This is a genomic window from Bradyrhizobium sp. 197 (assembly GCF_023073375.1).
In the GTDB taxonomy this organism is placed as follows: domain Bacteria; phylum Pseudomonadota; class Alphaproteobacteria; order Rhizobiales; family Xanthobacteraceae; genus Bradyrhizobium.
Map to the genome: position 1 here is coordinate 16,351 of NZ_JADPJJ010000164.1, position 17,922 is coordinate 34,272.

14 protein-coding genes and 1 pseudogene are annotated in these 17,922 nt (G+C 61.0%); 4 read left to right on the top strand and 11 right to left on the bottom strand.

The features are described from left to right. The first annotated feature begins 24 nt into the window (after nucleotides 1–24). Nucleotides 25–1,605 carry an ISL3 family transposase gene (locus tag IVB27_RS36120; RefSeq protein ID WP_247447433.1) on the top strand — a complete coding sequence of 527 codons (1,581 nt, stop codon included), beginning with the start codon at nucleotides 25–27 and terminating at the stop codon, nucleotides 1,603–1,605. Nucleotides 1,606–1,704: 99 nt separating this feature from the next. Here the strand turns inward: IVB27_RS36120 and IVB27_RS36125 are convergent, their stop codons facing one another. The 6 genes from IVB27_RS36125 to IVB27_RS36145 form a co-directional block, all read right to left on the bottom strand. Continuing rightward, nucleotides 1,705–2,385: a redoxin domain-containing protein gene (locus tag IVB27_RS36125; protein WP_247447434.1), complete on the bottom strand. Its 681-nt coding sequence runs from the start codon at nucleotides 2,383–2,385 to the stop codon at nucleotides 1,705–1,707. Nucleotides 2,386–2,406: 21 nt separating this feature from the next. Further along, nucleotides 2,407–5,736: an adenylate/guanylate cyclase domain-containing protein gene (locus IVB27_RS36130; RefSeq protein ID WP_247447435.1), complete on the bottom strand. Its 3,330-nt coding sequence runs from the start codon at nucleotides 5,734–5,736 to the stop codon at nucleotides 2,407–2,409. An 802-nt stretch (nucleotides 5,737–6,538) separates the two neighbouring features. Continuing rightward, nucleotides 6,539–7,081 carry a HipA domain-containing protein gene (locus tag IVB27_RS36135; RefSeq protein ID WP_253075541.1) on the bottom strand — a complete coding sequence of 181 codons (543 nt, stop codon included), beginning with the start codon at nucleotides 7,079–7,081 and terminating at the stop codon, nucleotides 6,539–6,541. Beyond that, nucleotides 6,997–7,278 carry a HipA domain-containing protein gene (locus IVB27_RS42890; protein WP_253075542.1) on the bottom strand — a complete coding sequence of 94 codons (282 nt, stop codon included), beginning with the start codon at nucleotides 7,276–7,278 and terminating at the stop codon, nucleotides 6,997–6,999. The genes IVB27_RS36135 and IVB27_RS42890 overlap by 85 nt, the downstream gene beginning before the upstream one ends. Then, entirely contained in the window at nucleotides 7,232–7,525 is a 294-nt protein-coding gene (locus IVB27_RS36140; protein WP_247447444.1) for a HipA domain-containing protein, read from the bottom strand. The genes IVB27_RS42890 and IVB27_RS36140 overlap by 47 nt, the downstream gene beginning before the upstream one ends. Before the next feature lie 120 nt (nucleotides 7,526–7,645). Next, the gene (locus IVB27_RS36145) at nucleotides 7,646–9,199 is read right to left on the bottom strand and encodes a winged helix-turn-helix domain-containing tetratricopeptide repeat protein (protein ID WP_247447436.1); all 1,554 of its coding nucleotides are present in this window, start codon (nucleotides 9,197–9,199) and stop codon (nucleotides 7,646–7,648) included. Between the two features lie 132 nt (nucleotides 9,200–9,331). Here IVB27_RS36145 and IVB27_RS36150 point away from each other — a divergent pair, with 132 nt between their 5' ends. Further along, nucleotides 9,332–10,375, top strand: a complete 1,044-nt coding sequence (locus IVB27_RS36150) for a methyltransferase (protein ID WP_247447437.1) — start codon at nucleotides 9,332–9,334, stop codon at nucleotides 10,373–10,375. Nucleotides 10,376–10,814: 439 nt separating this feature from the next. Here IVB27_RS36150 and IVB27_RS36155 read toward each other — a convergent pair whose 3' ends face one another. After that, nucleotides 10,815–11,744 carry a LysR family transcriptional regulator gene (locus IVB27_RS36155; protein WP_247447438.1) on the bottom strand — a complete coding sequence of 310 codons (930 nt, stop codon included), beginning with the start codon at nucleotides 11,742–11,744 and terminating at the stop codon, nucleotides 10,815–10,817. 139 nt (nucleotides 11,745–11,883) lie between these two features. Between IVB27_RS36155 and IVB27_RS36160 the strand changes: the two genes are divergently transcribed. Then, entirely contained in the window at nucleotides 11,884–12,864 is a 981-nt protein-coding gene (locus IVB27_RS36160; RefSeq protein ID WP_247447439.1) for a Bug family tripartite tricarboxylate transporter substrate binding protein, read from the top strand. A 453-nt stretch (nucleotides 12,865–13,317) separates the two neighbouring features. Here IVB27_RS36160 and IVB27_RS36165 read toward each other — a convergent pair whose 3' ends face one another. The 3 genes from IVB27_RS36165 to IVB27_RS36170 form a co-directional block, all read right to left on the bottom strand. After that, a complete protein-coding gene (locus tag IVB27_RS36165) occupies nucleotides 13,318–14,055 on the bottom strand; it encodes a dienelactone hydrolase family protein (RefSeq protein WP_247447441.1) in 738 nt (245 codons plus the stop codon). A 122-nt stretch (nucleotides 14,056–14,177) separates the two neighbouring features. Continuing rightward, nucleotides 14,178–14,420, bottom strand: a complete 243-nt coding sequence (locus IVB27_RS43905; RefSeq protein WP_524536543.1) for a cupin domain-containing protein — start codon at nucleotides 14,418–14,420, stop codon at nucleotides 14,178–14,180. Nucleotides 14,421–14,556: 136 nt separating this feature from the next. Next, entirely contained in the window at nucleotides 14,557–15,537 is a 981-nt protein-coding gene (locus tag IVB27_RS36170) for a Bug family tripartite tricarboxylate transporter substrate binding protein (RefSeq protein WP_524536541.1), read from the bottom strand. 175 nt (nucleotides 15,538–15,712) lie between these two features. Between IVB27_RS36170 and IVB27_RS36175 the strand changes: the two genes are divergently transcribed. Further along, the gene (locus IVB27_RS36175; RefSeq protein ID WP_247447443.1) at nucleotides 15,713–16,624 is read left to right on the top strand and encodes a LysR family transcriptional regulator; all 912 of its coding nucleotides are present in this window, start codon (nucleotides 15,713–15,715) and stop codon (nucleotides 16,622–16,624) included. 100 nt (nucleotides 16,625–16,724) lie between these two features. On the opposite strand, the pseudogene IVB27_RS36180 reads toward IVB27_RS36175, so the two are convergent. Continuing rightward, a pseudogene (locus IVB27_RS36180) lies at nucleotides 16,725–17,802 on the bottom strand (transposase); the annotation flags it as partial. Between the last annotated feature and the right edge of the window lie 120 nt (nucleotides 17,803–17,922).

The window sequence follows — 17,922 nt, forward strand, 5'->3', positions numbered from 1 at the left end:
GATCTTCAACGGAGAATCGGCCCCATGCGGACAGGCTTTCGAATTTCATCGCTCGTACCGAGTGGTTTGGTGTTTGATGGCGTAAGTGATTCAGAGGATTCGGTTATTCTGGCTGTTCGGTCAGAGGCTGCGGAGGCCCAGTCAGAGGCTGCGGAGGCCCAGTGCCCTTTGTGCGCGACAGCATCGCGCCGAATCCATAGCCGTTACATCCGGACATCCGGCACGTGGCCGATTTGCCATCAGCGGGCAGAAAGATGCGCCTTCCGATTGCTCACGCGGCGCTTCACATGCGAGGTGGCGCATTGCCGTCGGCGGATCTTCGCGGAGCGGTTTGGTGAAGACATCGTCCCGCTTCGACGGCGCCGGACGGCACGGCTGGAATACATCGTCCATCACTTGGGGTTGGCGCTGGGCGGCCGGCCGGCGGCAAGCTTCGCCAAGCGGCTGATGCTGCCCGTCAGCAACGATACCTTGCTACGGGTGGTCCGCCGGCGGGCGGCGATGCCGACAGATCCATTGCTTGTTGTGGGCATCGATGACTGGGCGTTCCGGAGAAACCAGGGGACGATCGTGTGCGATTTGGAGCGCCGGCAGATCGTTACCCTGCTGCCCGACAGGGAAACTGCGACCGTTCAGGCGTGGCTATCCAAGCACCCAGCGATCAACATTGTATCGCGAGATCGCGGTGGTGGATACGGCGAGGCAGCAGCCAAGGCGCTGCCGAACGCCATCCAAGTCGCCGACCGCTGGCATTTGATGGAAAATGCGAGCGCGGCCTTCCTTGATGCGGTGTGCCGCTCCATGAACAGAATCCGAACCGCAATCGGAACGACGACGATCGCCCCGGAATTGCTGACCTGTGCGGAAAAGCTGCGCTATCAGGGCTATCTGCGGCGCCAGGACAGCCATGCCGTAGTTACGGCTCTCGCCAGCGACGGTGTGTCGCTCAAGGAGATCGTCCGCCGCACAGGACATAGTCGCAATCTGGTTCGCCAAATTAGCCGCGGCGGCGGTACGGATATGTTCCGCACCCGTCAAAGCACCCTGGACGGGCATCTGCCGTTCCTGGACGCGCAGTGGTCAGGCGGCTGTCGCAACGGTGCCGAGCTCTGGCGCCGATTGAAGGGACAAGGCTTCAAGGGATCGCTGCGCGTGGTGGCGGAATGGACGACGCGACGGCGGCGTGCCGAGACTATCAGCCATCAACAATTGCAGAAGGTCCCCGCCGCCAGGACGATAGCGCAGCTGATGACGACGAAGCGCGACCACCTAACCAGGGCGGAGCCCGTCACGCTTGCGGTCATCGAACAAAACGTTTCTATGCTGGCCGATGCCCAAGCTCTCGTTGGCCGCTTCCACGCGATGATCCGAAGGAAGGCCGAGATCGAGCTCGAACCTTGGATTGAGGAATCCAAGCGGAGCCTCATTGCCTCGTTCGCGAATGGAATCGCCAACGATAAGGGCGCGGTGCACGCGGCTATCACGCAACCATGGTCCAATGGCCAAGTGGAAGCTCAGATCACCAAGCTCAAGCTGGTCAAACGGCAGATGTACGGGCGCGCCAAGCTCGATCTATTTCAAGCCAGGCTGATTGGCGCGCCATAAAAACAATCACGATCATCGAATATGCGTCAGAGCCTGCGTTGGACGCCGATTGGGGGGCAAACGGCTCGCCGATTTACAGTAAAATACGCACAACGTGCGTTAGCCTGCCACCTGCGAGGCAGCCGACATCAATTCCTGCGGGTTCGGCGCCGCGAACATGCGCTGGCCACCTTCGGGAACCTCGGTAAAGGTCCAGCGTACGATCCCCTCACGGTCGATCAAGAACTGCCCAAATAGCTGGCCCTGGCCGGTTGCCGCCATGCGCTGATCCGCCTCCGTTAGCTCGTAACCGTCCTTGTTGTTGAGGTACTCGGCAGCCGCCAAACGATTCATCGGTCCGGACAATTCTCCGGGCAGGTCAACCTGCATGCTCATGACCACATCCATGCCGACCTTGCGCGGCCACTCGGTTTCCTTCTCAGTGAATTCGATATTGGGCAGGCCGAACGCGCGGTGCGAGAGCCGCTCGGGATCGGACGCGGCGAGCAGATTGGGCAATGGATGATAGCGGAAGTAGAGCCGCGCGCGTTCGATCGGCGTATTGACGACCGTGAGGCTCTCGACGCCCTTGTCGCGCAGAGCGACGTCAAGTTGCGCCTGTGCCGCGATATGGCGCCGGCAGAACGGGCAGTGCAGGCCTCGATACATGCCGACTAATATCGGACTATGGCCGCGAAAATCTTCGAGCGCGATCTTTCCGTCGCGTGTGATCGCGTCCAGCACGACGTTCGGTGCACGATCGCCCGGTTGAAGTGGTCCCTCGACGTGACGTTCAGACATGATGGCACTCCTTCACATGATCTAGTCAAGAAACGGCAGTACGATCAGCCCTGCGGGATCAAGCCCGTGCCGCGTGCAGACGTCCTGTGCCAGCGCGAAATATCGCTCGGCCTCGGGCATGTCGCCTCGATCAAGGTTCAGCGTCGCAAGTCCATCATAGCATGGAAACAGCTGCTGCGGCTCCCCGGTTTCGCTCGCCACCTCGATTGCCTCATTGTAGCAACGAGCAGCCAGATCGGGCCGGAAATGGCATTGATGGATTTGCCCGAGCACGATCAACGGCACGGAGAGATGCTCGCGCTGATCAAGCGCACGGTCGATTTCGATCGCCTTTTCGGCAGCCGGCACCCCCTCCTCGGTACATCTGTCCGTGAAGGTGCAACAGGCAACGGCAAAATTGGCGAGAAGACGCGCCTGGAAACCGAGATCACCGATACGACGCGCAACATCGAGCCCGCGCCGGCAAACCTGCACGGCTTTCGCCGGGTCGACAATCGTGTAGAGCACACCGAGATTGGTGTAGCCGCGGCACGCCACGTTGAGAAGGCCGGCGGCTTCCGCGGCCGAGACACTTTGCTCCACCTCGCGCACCGCCTCCTGGTGCCGCCCAAGCCGCGCCAGGGCAACGCCCTTGGTGTTGAGAGCCTCCGCGATGGCGCGCGCCGCCTCGAGCCGGGTTTGCTGGCCCGCGTCCGTCGGCACGGATCGGGCGTAACCGAGCGCCTCATCTGCCCGTCTCGCGGCAGCCACGTGATCGCCCGTGCGGAACGCGAGACGGCCGCGCTCCTGCAAGAGGTGCGCCCATTCGATGGGTGCATCGGTCCCGCCAAGCAGTTCCGCCGCCTCGGCGTAATGCGTCTCTGCCTTAATCCGCTTGCCGGCGTCCCACAGCAATCGGCCAAGCTTGCGAAGAATTCGCGCTTCGGCGACGCGATCGTCCTGAGCGCGGTGCTCCTCCAGCGCGCTCTGATAGTGCTCCTCGGCGAGGTTGCGGCGGCCAGCCACGCCACAGAGATCCGCAATCCGCTCGTACAGGACCAGGCGTTCCGGCTCCCGCTCGCCGCTGGTCAACAACAGGGCGAGGGCCTGCTGATAGAGACGAATGGCATCGTCGTTGGCATAGGTCGCGCGTGCGCGATCGCCGGCCGCGCGCAGATAGCGCGCACCTTTAGGCTTGCTCGCGCTCAGGCTGAAATGATGTCCGAGCAGTATGAGGTCCTCGAGGCGCTCGGGCTCATTGCCATAGAGCCGCTCCAGCGCGGCACCAATCCGTCCATGGAGCTCGATCCGACGCTGCAAGAGCAGGTTTTGATAGATCACGTCCTGAAGCATGGTTTGCGTAAAGCGATAAGATCGCAGCGAGATCGAGTTCGCGCCCGCGACCTCCTCGACAATCTCGGCATCGCACAGAAGTTCGAGCCCCGCTTCCACCTTCGTCCGCTGCGATGCCATCGCACCGAGAAGAGCCGCATCAAAACGTGGGCCGATCACCGCGGCCTCCTGGGCCAAGCGGCGCACCTCATGCGGCAGCCGGTCCAGGCGCGCCAGTAACAGGGCCTGAATGCTTGCCGGTATATCGGCGGCGGCTTCATCTGACTTGATCCGCCACCGTGAGCCGTCACGCTCCAAGGCGCCAGCTTCGATGAGACCGCGGATGATTTCCTCAAAGAAGAGTGGATTGCCGCCCGCGCGCTCCAGGATTCGACTGAACAGATTTCCCGGCGGTTCACTCCAACCGTGGCTGAAGTAGGCCGCGAGCAGCTTTTGTCCGTCTGCATCACCAAGCGGAAGCAATCGAAGGGTTGTATGGCTGATCCGCCCCGAGCCGAACTGATCCAGTTCCAGCATAGGCCGATGCGTAAACAACAGCATCAGCCGCGTACGCTCCAGCCGGTCCATCAGGAATCGCAGCGCTTCAAGCGATACGGCATCGGCCCAGTGCAGATCCTCGACAATGATCAGGAGCGGCGACAGGACCAGGCGCCGTTCGAACACGGTACGAATCGCAAAGAATATCTGCCGCCGAAGCTGCTCGGGCTCGACGTGCTGCAGCGCGGCGTCCGGATCGCCGAGGCCGAGAACGTGGAAATAAAGGGGCATCAGGCGATCGGCCTCTTCGGCCGCAAGGCCGAGCTCGGACAGCGCTTCAGCGAACTTGGCTTTGGCCTCTGCGATGGTTGCCTTCTGGGCGATGCCGTAGGCGCTGCGCAACACGGCGGCGAGTGTGCCGTAGGATTGTTCGCCCAGGGGCGAGCAGACGACGCGCCGGATCGCCACGCCTGTGAAGCGGTCTTCATCGCGGGCTCTGGCAACGAATTCATTCAATAGACGCGTTTTACCGATGCCGGCTTCGCCGACCAACCGCACCAGTTGCGCCGCGCCGCCGCACGCGAGATCAAGGCTATCGACCAAACGGGCAAGGTCGGCGCCGCGCCCGATCAACGGTGCACTCAGGCCAAGCATGTCGAGTCCTCGGGCGGCACGCGGTGTGTCGAGCGGGCCCTTCAAACGGTGGACCAGCACGCTGCCCATCTTGCCCTTGAGCGCAACCTCGCCAAGAGATTCATACGAGAACGCGTGCCGGGTCAAACGGTAGGTTAGCGGCCCCACGTACACGTCGCCGGGAGGCGCCACCGACTGAATTCGTTGCGCTGTATTTACCGTGTCGCCGGTCACTGAATAGGATTTGGCAACGCCTACGCCCAATCCGCCCGCAACGACGTGTCCGGTGTTGATACCGACATGGAGCAGCAGCGGTGAAGCGGCATACGCTTTCGCACGTTCGCTGAGGCGCATCGTCCGGCTGATCATGTCGAGCGCGGCACGGACCGCCCGCTCAGGGTCGTCTTCGTGCGCAGCCGGCGCACCGAACAGCGCAAGCAGCGCATCGCCGATGAACTTGTCCACGAAGCCGCCAAAGCTTTGCACCGCTGCCGTCAGTTCTTCGAACAATTCGTTCTGAAGTGTCTGCATAACCTCAGGGTCGAGCCGCTCGCTCATCGTGGTGAAACCGCTGAGGTCGGCAAACAGCACGGTAATGGTGCGGCGGTTGGCTTCGCTGTCGATCTTGTCTGACTGCAGTCGAAATGCTTGTTGGGCGTCGGCCGTCGCATTCGGGGTGAGCGATGGTGAGGAGGCCCTGACCGGGACTGTCACCCGACTCGTCTGCATCGCCGCCTGCCCGCCGGCCTTGGGGACCTCGCTGACGAGGGCGCCGCATTTCGGGCAATACGCGAAATCGGGTGCACATGCATAACCGCAGCCGGAGCATATGTTCGGCTGTTTCGTGCCGCACTTCGGGCAGAAAGCAAAGCCGCTCTGAACCTCGGAACCGCAACAAGAGCAGCTCATGGGTCAAGACCTCGCGGGAGCCGCGATGGCGCATCTGCTGGACCTTTACGGAGCGGATCCGGCATCTCAGCAAGAATGGGCTAGTCGCGGCGGAAGAGCAAGCCGCGGTTAGCAAGCGTCGATGATTGCGAGGGCTCAGAGCGCCCGCTTCTCACGATCGGTGGAAAATAACTGCAAAATTGGCGGGGTTAACAGGGGTGACCACCACCGTCGGAAGGAAGGGCACACGTTCGAATCGTGTTGGGCGCGCCAGTTCCTTCTTATTTTTCAGTGCGATAGGTGCGCCGGGACTGAAACTCCCGCTCTGTCTCATTCCAGTGATAAGCAAATGTGCAGAAAGTCCTCGCCGAACGCAGATTGCTTTGGCAACTGACGGATCGGTTGGATGCTCGCCTGTTAAGAACAGCGATCGTGGCGCGATGTCCGTTGCTTGGTCGCTTTGTTGGGATGAAGGGAAGTCATGCGAACCCTACCAAACTGTCGCAAATGCTCACCTCGGACGTAACGACCACGCGTGTCCTTGTTAGCCGCGCTAGGATAGCGCTAGCTTTATTAATGGCATCTAGCAAGACTTGCTGCGTGAACAGCTTGCGCAAATACCCATGAACGCATATCGGTGCGCAGGAGTAAACCGTTCGAGGGTGTGTGTTCTCCACCGGACTCGAATGCGCGGATGGGAGCCGCATCCAAAATTGGAACAGCGACGAAGAGGCGGACCATGATCAATCTCGCCGGTCCATTGTGGCGATGGGCAGAGATGCCCCTCGGCTTCGATTAGCTGGTCGCACATGGATCTTTGGCATCACGCGTCGTCCAACCTGCGCAGACGAGCCTTGACCCCATTGCTGATGCTGTCAGCGACTTCGGCAGGAAATGCCTTCGGGAGCGACGCGGTGACCTGTTCGACCGCCGCTGGCGCCTGTGCGCGCAGCTCATCAAAGATCGCGGTAACGACTCCCGCACCAATGCCTGCCTTGGCGGCGGTCTGGACAAAATGGCGGGGCATGACGCCATCGACGACGTAGTGACGGCTATCACCGACGGTCATGGCCAGCTTCATCTTGTTACGCTTGATCTGGCCTGCGTCTAGGCTGGGCTGCGCCGAAATCACATCGTAGAGCGGGGTCATGCGGAAGCGGCCGCCCGGAGAGAGAACGATGCTGAAATTTTTGGCGTGCCCGTCCGTGGCGCCGAGAAGCCAGAAGGCAACTACGGCCTTCAAAAACGTCGTTTGATCTGCCTCCGGTTGATCGCTTCCCTTCAGCAGATTGAGGATAGCTGGAATACCGGGCCCGCCCTCGGTTCGTATTTCAAGGATGGCGGCACGGACAAAGCCTGGCAGCAATCCTCTTGGGGCAAACGTAGGAGACGGTTGTCGCTGGTCCAGCGGCGATCGAACCTCTCGACCACGAGCACACGGTTGCCTTCAAACTCGTCGATCGCGATGGCGGTGCTCGGAAGTCCAAGAGCTGCTGTCAGCTTGAGGCAGAAGAACTCATTCTCGACGCTGTAGGAAAGATCGATGTTTCGGCAGTCGGCCAATCTGCGGTTTGAGGATGTGCGTCGTGGCTGTAGTCGCCAGCGGCTTGTACCAACGTCCTTTCCATAACAAGAGCGCTGTCTTTTCCTGAACGCCGGCGATCGAGATCCGAAAGTCCTCGTCCTCACCAAGCCCAAGGGGAGCCGATGCAAGGTCCCCGAGAAGCCGGGCTATTTCCTTGTCGTCAACAGGTCTGCCGTCGACAGCGCCGGCGGCGCCGGGTTCGATGCCGTCCGGCAGGAATTGCAATGCGCCGACACAGTCCCGTCCGACAGCGGCAAGTAGGTCGTAAGCGTCTATTGCCGATAGCGGATGAGAAGGCGGACTTGGCAATATCGACGCGAATGACCCCAAGGCGGACGGTGCCCGTTAGCTTTCCGGTACGCCGGCCCTGCGCAGACCGGTTAGCAGGCGTTCGAGACATCGTTCGTCGAAGACCACGTAGTCACGCCGCGCCTGAGCAATGGAAAATCGAGGGTGGTGCTTCTCCAGCTCGACGCGCGCCTGCTCGGCGTTCGCGCGGTCGCCGAGATGACCTAGCGACGACGTAATGAGCATCCGTGGCACCCAAGTGTCAAAAGTCTGGATAGCCTGACGGGCGATCTCGATGGCTTTGGCGTACTCACCGAGGTAGAAATGCCCGACTGCAAGAACGTTGAGATATTGCCGCGCGTTTGGCGCGAAGGGGCTCAGACGGATCGCCTGTTCGGCCTCCGCGATGCCCTCCAGACATCGGCCGGACTGAATCAGTAGCCGACCCAGGATCGCATGGGCATGAGCAAAGCTTGGACTAAGGGCGATCGCCCTTTTCACCGCGTCGATCGCGGAATCCGGCTGACGCATGAAGGTCAGCGCCCAGGCGAGCGCAAGATGCGACAGGGGATCGCGATCATCGAGGGTTGCGGCGCGGCGTGCCCGGTCGAAAATGTCCCTTGGATCGTGAACAGCAAAGCAAAAGAAGAGGTCCTCTGCCTGGCTCCAGGCGATCGCCGCATGGGCTGGTGCGAAGTTGGGGTCGAGGCTTAGCGATCTTTCGAGCAACTGGCGGGCTTCGATGTTGCCCTCCCGAGTGCGCTTCGCGATCAGCGCCATTCCACCATGGAAGAGCTCCCAGGCACCAAGATTCTCCGGTGGCGTCGCCTTGGTCCGCTCGTACTCGGCGCGGCTGAGCTCGGGCTCGATCTGCCCGGCGATCCCCAAGGCGATCTCATCCTGGACAGCGAAGATATCGTCCAGATCGCGGTCGAAGCGTTCCGTCCAGATGTGGTTGCCACTGAGTCCGTCGAGGAGTTGAGCAGAAACTCTGACGCGCCCTTCGGCTTTGCGCACGCTTCCTTCCACGACATAGCGCACACCGAGCGTCGCGGTGATCTCACGGAGATCGGGCGGGGCCTGCTTGTAGCGCTGCGTCGCGTTGCGCGCGATCACGAAGAACTGCCGGATGCGGCTGAGCGGCGCCGTGATGTCCTCGGTGATCCCGTCGGCGAAGAAATCATGGTCGGGATCGTTCGACATGTTAACGAAAGGCAGGACCGCAATCGAGGGCCGGTCTGGCGGCGCGATGCTGACAATCGGCGTCTCCCGCGCCAGGTCCGATGACGCAACGCTGTCCAATTGCCCCCGTACCTCGCCGACGAACCGCACACCCTTGCGGGCGACCGTCCGGATCAGGCGTTGTTGATCGCCGTCGTCGCCGATTGCGCGGCGTGCTGCATTGATGCGGCTGATGAGCGTCGATTCGGACACGATCCGTCCGTTCCAGACCGCGAGGAGGAGGTCATCCTTGCTAACGACGCGACCGCGGTTCTCAATCAGATAGACCAACAGATCGAAGACCTGAGGCTGCACCGGCACGGGAGCCAGTCGACGGCGGAGCTCCCGACGCTCCGTGTCCAGGACGCACTGATTGAAGTGAAGGCGCATGCCGCCGCGCTCTAACTTGCCGCTCCGATTGGTATGTCAACGGAATGAGCATGGAAAATCAATAGCGTCTCCATGCGGATTTCTGTCGGCTTGCCTAGGCTTGCCCTCACCCGAATACGCAAAGGTGCAGCCATGAACCAACAGGCCCAGCCGAACACTACCACGCCCGTCGCCGCGCTGACGCCGGATGCCATCATGCAGCTCGGTTTCGCATTTTGGGGCTCGAAAACGCTATTGAGCGCGATAGAACTCGGACTGTTCACGTTGCTGGCCGACGGGCCGATTGGCGCCGAGGCGTTGACCACACGGCTCAAGCTGCATCCGCGCAGCGTCCGCGATTTCCTCGATGCGCTGGTCGCGCTCGGCCAACTCGAGCGCCACGACGCGCTCTATTCCAATACGCCCGCGGGCGCGCTGTTTCTCGATCGCCGCAAGCCGACCTATGTGGGCGGCATGCTCGAAATGGCAAACGCGCGGCTCTACCCATTCTGGGGCAAGCTAACCGAGGGACTGCGGACCGGCGAGCCGCAGAACGAGGCCAAACAGGGCCGCGACCTATTCGATGAGATTTATCGGAGCCCGGCGATCCTCGCCGACTTCCTTAAGGCGATGACGGGACTGAGTCTTGGTGCGGCACACGCGATCGTGGACAAATTCCCCTGGGCCGACCACAAGACTTTCGCCGATATCGGTACCGCCCAGGGCGGCCTTGCGGTCGAACTCGCCCGCGCGCACGCCCATCTCAAGGGCATCGGATTCGATCTCCCAGTGGTGAAGCCGCATTTCGAGGCCTACGCGGCGCAGCATGGCCTCTCGTCGCGGCTCTCGTTCCAAGCAGGTGACTTCTTCGCCGACCCGATGCCCTCGGCCGACGTGCTGATCATGGGGCACATCCTGCATGACTGGAGCCTTGAGAAAAAGCGAATGCTGATCCGAAACGCCTACCAGGCGCTTCCTTACGGAGGCGCGCTCATCGTCTACGATCCGATCATCGATGACGAGCGCAAGAAGAATGCGTTCGGGCTCCTGATGAGCCTGAACATGCTGATCGAAACCCGCGAAGGCTTCGATTTCACAGGAGCCGATTGCATCGGTTGGCTCAAGGAGGCGGGCTTTGTCGAAACATGCGTCGAGCCGCTGGTTGGTCCAGATTCGATGGTGATTGGCATCAAGTGAAACGCGACCGAGTTTTTCTTCGGCTCTTGGCTTATCACGCCATTCCCGGGATTGATCTAAAGGGTCACTATCGACGGGCAACTCGGGAAGACTGCGGCCCATGAGGCATAGCGAAAGATCGCAGGCCATCGCAGTTTAGTCGGTTGGAGTGCGTAACCGGCTATGGCAACATAGCGCCACGGCGAAGCAATAGTGCCCATCTTCATCGGCCGCGGTGCGCCCACTGTACGATTTTGCACGATACTGTTCGTTTCGCCCGGCGCGGACCTTGCAGTGTCGCCGGATCCTCGCCGTATCAACCGATGTGTGGACCCGCCTCTGTGTGATCTCAGGCCCGAGCTAGCCGACTCCGGCGTGTCTGCGCTTGCACGTGTTCGCACAGCGTCGGCAACGCAATAGCGGGCTCACTTCTCGAGCCATTAGACCGCAGCCGTTTGAATCACGCCGCCTTTCCCCGATCGGCACGAAAATTTTTCGCGGCTAGCCTAACTAAGTTCAGGAAGTGTCGAACCACCGCTGAGGGATCGCCGCGGCGCGATGCGAGGTTCAGAACGGCTTTCGGTTGATTGGGTCCCTTGAGGCGCCGATACGCAACACCGTCCATCATCATTCGCTGCATGGAAGCCGGAACGGCGGAAATCCCGAGGCCGGCTGCAACGAGGCTCAGCGCCGATGTGATGCGAGGCGCTTCCTGGCCGAGGCGTGGGCTGAAGCCCGCCTTGAGGCACGCCGCAGTCGTTGCGTCATACAGTCCCGGCCCATGTTGGCGCGCGTAGACGATGAAGGTTTCGCCGGCGAGATCTTTCAATGACAATGCCGCGTCGCCGTCGTTCTGAGCCAGCGCATGAGTGCTGGGCAAGGCCACCACCAACGGTTCCTCGAGCAAGGAGTTGATGACAAGGTCCTCCGGCTCGGCCATGGGCGTTCGTAGAAAGGCTGCGTCCATCTGCTGGTTTCGGAGGCGTTTGAGGAGGTCTGGGGTGAGGCACTCCTCCAATGTCAGGCTCACGAGCGGGAAGGCCTCGCGGAACGCGCGGATGACACGGGGCACGAATGGATGAAATGGGCCGGTGGGCGTAACGCCCACGCAAAGCCGGCCCTGCTCGCCTCGCGCCGTGCGCCGTGTCGATTCGATTGCGCGCTCGTTCTGCGCGAGCATCGCGCGCGCATTGTCAAGGAAGTCGCGGCCGGCTTCGGTCAGTTCGACACCGCGCGCCTTGCGGCGAAAGAGCTGAACGTCAAGTTCGCGCTCAATGGCCTTGATCCGTTGGCTGAGCGGCGGCTGCTGCAAGCCGAGGCGTTCGGCGGCTCGCGTGATATGTCCTTCCTCTGCAACGGCGATGAAATACCGGAGATGTCTAAGCTCCATTGCCATATCCAATTCAATATGAATTTCGCAACGTTCATATTATATCTCGTCTTTCTTGGCAGTGGTATCAATCTCTGTTTGGAAACATTGACGCCCCGGTTGTCCTGAGGCGGCGTTTCCCGACAGTTCGGAGGCCGTCATGAGACTTCTGCGCCGGCAATTCCTACAGCTAACAGCGGGTGCGGCTTTCGCGCCCATTCTCTCGACGGCTGCGTCTGCGCAAACGTATCCGACGCGGCCTGTGCGTGTGATCGTTCCTTACGCAGCCGCCGGTCCGACCGATATACTGGCGCGCCTTACCGCACAAAAATTATCCGAACGTCTCGGAAAACAGTTCTACGTCGAGAACATTGGAGGTGCCGGTGGCAATATCGGCATGGGTCAGGGAGCGAGAGCGGCACCCGACGGTTACACCGTCCTTGTTGTTCCGCCGAATATCGTCGTCAACCCGGCCATGTACAACACCGTACCCTACGATCCCTACAAGGACTTCGACCCGGTAACGATTGCCGTCACCTCGCCCACGGTGTTCACGGTCCATCCGTCACTGGCAGTCCGGACCGTCAAGGATCTCATTGCATTGATCAAATCCGGTCCCGCCAAATACAGCTTCGCTTCTCCGGGGACCGGGACACCGCCACATCTCATTGGCGAGCACTTCCGCCTGTTGCTCGGCCTCGACCTTGTGCATGTGCCCTTCAACAGCGCAGGCTTGGCGGTCGCCTCAACGCTTGCCGGGCATACCCCCATTGCCTTCACCTCGTTGCCGCCGGCGGTGCCGCAGATCAAGGAAGGCAAGCTGCGCGCGCTGGCTGTCACGAGCAAGATGCGGTCGCAGGCACTGCCGGAGGTGCCCAGCATGGCGGAAGCCGGCTATCCTGAAGTAGAGGGCGAGGGATGGTTCGCGTTCATCGTTCCTGCCGGAACACCGAAGGAGATTACCACGCTGCTCCATCGCGAAATTGTCAAGATCATCGCGCTGCCGGACGTCATGGAGCAAATCGCGACGCTTGGCTTCGAGGCAGTTGGCGATACGCCCGATGAGGCTGCTGCCCTGTTCAGGATCGAGGGCGCCAAATGGGCAAAGGTCATTCGAGACGCGGGCATCAAGGCAAATTGATACCGCACTTTTGCCGCGTCGGAGGCTAGGACGGTAAGACGCTGCCTGCCAGCGGCATGACAACGATCGGTGCCATGGTGGCTGGCAACTGCGGGTCCAGTCGAAGGCTTCGCGAGTTGGCATCGAGGCGGAGCGCGGAATCGCGGTACGTCGCAGTCCCGGAGACTGGGCGCGTCGCAGGCTACGAAATCATAGCGCCACCGCGAAGCAATAGTGCCCATCTTCACCGGCCGCGGCGCGCCAGCTTTTCCTTATCTTCCAGCGCGGTATGTGCGAGCGGACTTGAACTCGGGCTCTGCCTGATTCCAGCGAGTAAGCGATGCGGAGGAAATCCGTCGCCGAGTGCAGAAAGCTTGGCAACTGACGATGTCGGTCGAAAGGTCGCAGGCTTCCCTTGATCAGGGCGAGCATGCAATTTGCTGGATAGCCGGCGCGGTCGAAGACCAGAAAGTTTCAGATATTGGAGTCCTGGCGAAGCAATTGCGGAATCCGTCCATCACTGAGACCGTCGAGGATCTCCAGCGCGCGCCTCATCGAAACATCGCGCGCCACAGGATCGAACGCGTTCGGATTCCCGCGCATCATGTAGCCGTGGAGAACGTCTGGAAAAATGTGCACTTCCACGTTTTTCATGCGCGACGGTATAGCGCGGTAGGCGTCCCGCAGCTCGGCCGGCGCTCGGTGGTCATGATCGCCCCAAAAGACGCAGACGGGTTCACCGACGCCATCAAGTTCTTGGATATAGTCCAGCATCTGGGTTCCGTGGCAGGAGATGCCCGCAGCGTAGCCGAGGCATTTCGGCCCGAGGATCGCGTAAGGGCCTCCGTAGCAGAAGCCCATCGCCACAGCGCGTCCGTTGAATTTCAGCAGTGTGCTGAGATGCGCCAAGGTATCCGCCATATCGCCTTCGCCGGCGTTGATCTTCTCGCGGCGAGGCTGCGAGCGCTGCACGGCGCGGTCATCGCCGCGCGAAAGCGGCCCCGGAACGGAGCGCCAGAACAGGTCGGGCGCCGCCGCAATGAAGCCGTGCGCCGCGAACTCGTCAGCGATTGCGCGGATGTCCGCATCGACGCCGTGAACGGCGGAGGCAAGCACAACGGCGGGAACCGGATCGTCGGTCTTAGGCGTGACCAGATAACAGTGAAACTTGCCTCCGTCACTTGAGCGGATACTGATCGTCGTGCCCGACATGGCGTGCCTTCGTCTGCTTGATTTGAGTCGCCCCCAGCCACCGCTGGCGGATTGGGATAGCCGGTTAGGATGGCTTCGCGCCAAAAAACGTGATTTCTCGATCTCGCGCCTGGAATGTGCCATCATGCGAGAGCAACGAAATCATGCTCACCAAGCCCCTGCAAAACCAGGCACACGGCTGAGGCTTCACCAGCGTTCGTGACAAGATGAGGACGTCCCGGACGAACAGCGTAGGTCTGACCCGCTGTCAGACACACTTCCTCCTCAGGCTCATGCGTGAAAATACGTATCGATCCATCTATGACGTAGAATGTGTCCTGCACCTCGCTGTGGTAATGCCATGGCACCCGTTGCGTCGGGCCTATCTGTAACTCGGCGTCCGAAAGCCTGGCCGAGTGGCGTAGTGCGAGCGACGTTCAATATCATAGTGCCGACTTTGCGGCCTTTATCGATTGCATGTGGGCTCTCCATTTCTACGGAATAGCGCAGCAGCGGCCATTCTCACTGCGGTCTGATGTTGGCCACTCGGATCACCTTGCCCCACTTCTCGGTTTCTTCCGCAAGAAGCTTTCCGAAATCGGCAGGAGAGCCTCCCAGCGCCGTTCCGTGCAGGTCGGCAAGCCGCGCCTTGATCTTCGGGTCGGCGAGGCCGGCATTGATCTCATTGTTCAGCCTGTCGACGATTTCGGCGGGGGTATTCCTGGGCGCGCCGAAGCCGAAAATGGAGCTTGCCTCGTAGCCCGCCACGAACTCGCCGACGGTCGGGATGTCCGGAAGCGCCTCCGAGCGGGTCGCGGTGGTTATCGCGAGAGCGCGCAGCTTGCCGGCGCTGACGTAGGGGATCAACAGGGCCGCGTTGATGAACAGCACCTGCAACTGCCCGCCGAGCAGATCGGTCAGCGCGGGCGCTACGCCGCGATAGGGCACGTGCACAATGTCGAGGCCGCCGGCCTCCAGCTTGAATAGCTCGGCAGTGATGTGGGTGATCCCACCGACACCGCCCGACCCGTAGGAGAGCTTGCCCGGATTGGCCTTGGCATAGGCGATGAACTCGGGAAGCGTCTTGGCCGGAACCGAGGGATGCACCACCATGACGAGGCCGCCGCGGATCAAGCCCGCGACCGGCGTGATGTCGCGAATGAAATTGAAATCGAGTTTATCGTAGAGGGTCGCATTGATGGCGTTCGGAGTGCCGACCAGGAGCAATGAGTAGCCGTCCGGAGCCGCACGCACTACCGCTTCGGTGGCGATGTTGCTGCCGGCGCCCGGCCGGTTCTCGATGACGAATGGCTGGCCGAGCCGCTCCGACAACCGCTGACCGATCAGGCGCGCGAGGATGTCGTTCGGGCCTCCGGCAGCAAAGCCGACGATGATGCGCACTGGCCGCGACGGATAGGTTTGTGCCCACGCCAAGCGCGACGGGGTAGGGAGGGCAGCAGCACCCGCTGCAAGGTGCAGGAGTCGGCGACGGGAAAGTTCCACAACTTGCTCCTCAGTTCCGCACCTGTAAGACGTGCGGCTCTGTTGCCGCCTATCCCCGTTCGGCCGAGACGATAGTTGATGCCAACATAAGCGCATAAGGCTATTCTCTGATGGCGTCATCTCAAATCGGAAATGAGTGATCTTTATGCAGTTGAGCGATCGCATTGGAAGTCGGATGAAGCTGCAAGACCTGCACGTGCTCATGACCGTGGTGCACGCCGGCAGCATGGGGAAGGCGGCGCAACTCCTCAATACCACGCAGCCGAACGTTTCCAGGTCAATCGCGGAACTGGAGCGTACACTCGGGGTGCGCCTGCTCGACCGCAACCACCAGGGAATCGAACCGACCGAATACGGCCGCGCCTTGCTCGATTGCGGAACAGCTGCATTCGATGACTTGCGCCAAGGCGTGAAGAACATCGAGTCTCTGGCCGACCCGACGGCTGGGGAAGTGCGGATCGGAACTACCGCCTTTCTGGCGGCGAGCTTCGTTTCCGCTCTCGTCGATCGGCTCAGTCGGCGCTATCCGCGCATCGCATTTCATATCGTGACTGGATACATGGAAACGCTGCAGGGAGAACTGAGTGCGCGTAACGTCGATCTTCTGCTCCTACGGAGCACCGGTTCCCTTGCAGACGAACGATTGAATTTCGAATTTCTGTTTGATGACTCCTATGTCGTCGTGGTGGGCGCCCAAAATCGATGGGTTCGGCGGCGAAGGATCGAAGTTGCCGACCTGATGAATGAATCGTGGGTGCTGCCACCACCAGAAAGCGTGATTGGGTCGATCGTTAGGGAAGCCTTTCACACCAGCGGGCGCGATTATCCTCGTGTGACCGTCGTCACCGATTCCCCTCATATGCGGATTAGTCTCTTGGCGACCGGCCGTTTTGTCACGATTTTTCCCGCTTCCGCATTACGACTTCTCACCAAGCGCTCGGAGCTCAAGGTCTTGCCGGTTGAATTGCCAATGGCCCGACGGCCAAATGGAATCGTTACGCTGAAGAACCGCGCTCTCAGCCCCGTCGCCAGACTTGTCATCGACTGCGCGCGCGAACTCGCCAAGGCTCTGGCCAAAAGAAAATGATAAGGCGCCGTCGGGTTCTGACGGATTGTGTTGAAAAACTTGGCCAATAGGCCGTTCGCAACGATGCCGAGAGGCAGGCGCGCGCGGGCTCTACAGTGCTTTAGGCGGGCTGCAGCGCAGGGCTCGGGATCAGCTTTGCGAGCTTCCGGAGATTTTGGGCGGTGGCCGCCAAAAGGAACTCGTCTCGAGCACCCAATGGGCCTTTCAGCCTGAGGCGGTCGAGGCGCAGGATGCGCTTGAGGTGCGCGAAGAGCATTTCGATCTTCTTCCGTTCACGCCGCGACGTCACGTAAGCGTTGGTCTTGGCGATTTCGCGCGCAACTCTCGAGCCTTTTCGTGGATTGAACGTGGGACCTTGCGGGAGGGCATCTTCGGACAACACCGGGGCTTGAGTTCGCAAGTGTCGCAGTCATGTTTGCTGGCCCGGCAGAGCAACGTTGTCCCATCGTTCACAAGGGTGCCGGTGGAAGTCAGCACCTTGCCAACTGGGCAGATGTAAACGTCGCTCTGTTGATCGTAGAAGTCTTCACGAGAGAACGTCCCGTCGGCACGCCCTGATTTATCAAAGACCGGAATGTGCGGCTCGATCGCGCGCTCGTTGACCAATCACCCCAGCATCTCCGCTGCCCCGTAAGCAGTGTCGGCTACAACGCGCTCGGGACGGAGCTCAAGGCGCGCTCTTCGGTACGCTCAATCATGGTGCGCGCCGCACCGACCTCGGCCTGCCGGATCGCTCGCGTCGCCTCGACGTCGACGATGATCGCGACCTTCAGGTCGATCAGATAGTTGTTGGCGTGGGCAAAGAAGGCATGTCCTTTGTGAGCGCCGGTCCATTGCGCGGCTGGGTCCGACTTGGCAATGAACTTCGGTACTGTGTCGCTCGCCGCCCCCCAGGCCGATTCATCCAACGTATCGAGATACTCCCGGACGGATCGGCGCGTCCTCGCAAGGGTTTCCCAGTCAACCTCATCAGTTCCAGCAACAGCGCGCTGCTTGTTAGCGTCGGCGGCAATCAAGCTGGCATCGACCGCAAAGGCGACGCCGTCGACTAATCCTTCTGCGATGCAGCGCTGGACCACCGTCTCGAACAGCTTTCGCAGCAGATCGCAGTCCCGGAAGCGGCCATGCCTGTTCTTGGAGAAGGTCGAGTGGTCCGGCACCTCGCCCTCAAGACCGAGCTCGAATGGGGCCTTCGTGCGTTGTACAACGAGGTTTGAGAACGCCCACAGGACCGTTCTTCGCGAGGTTCTTTATCGATATCATCCTTGGTTTGGCTGCCGAGTTTGCGTTCATGGGGC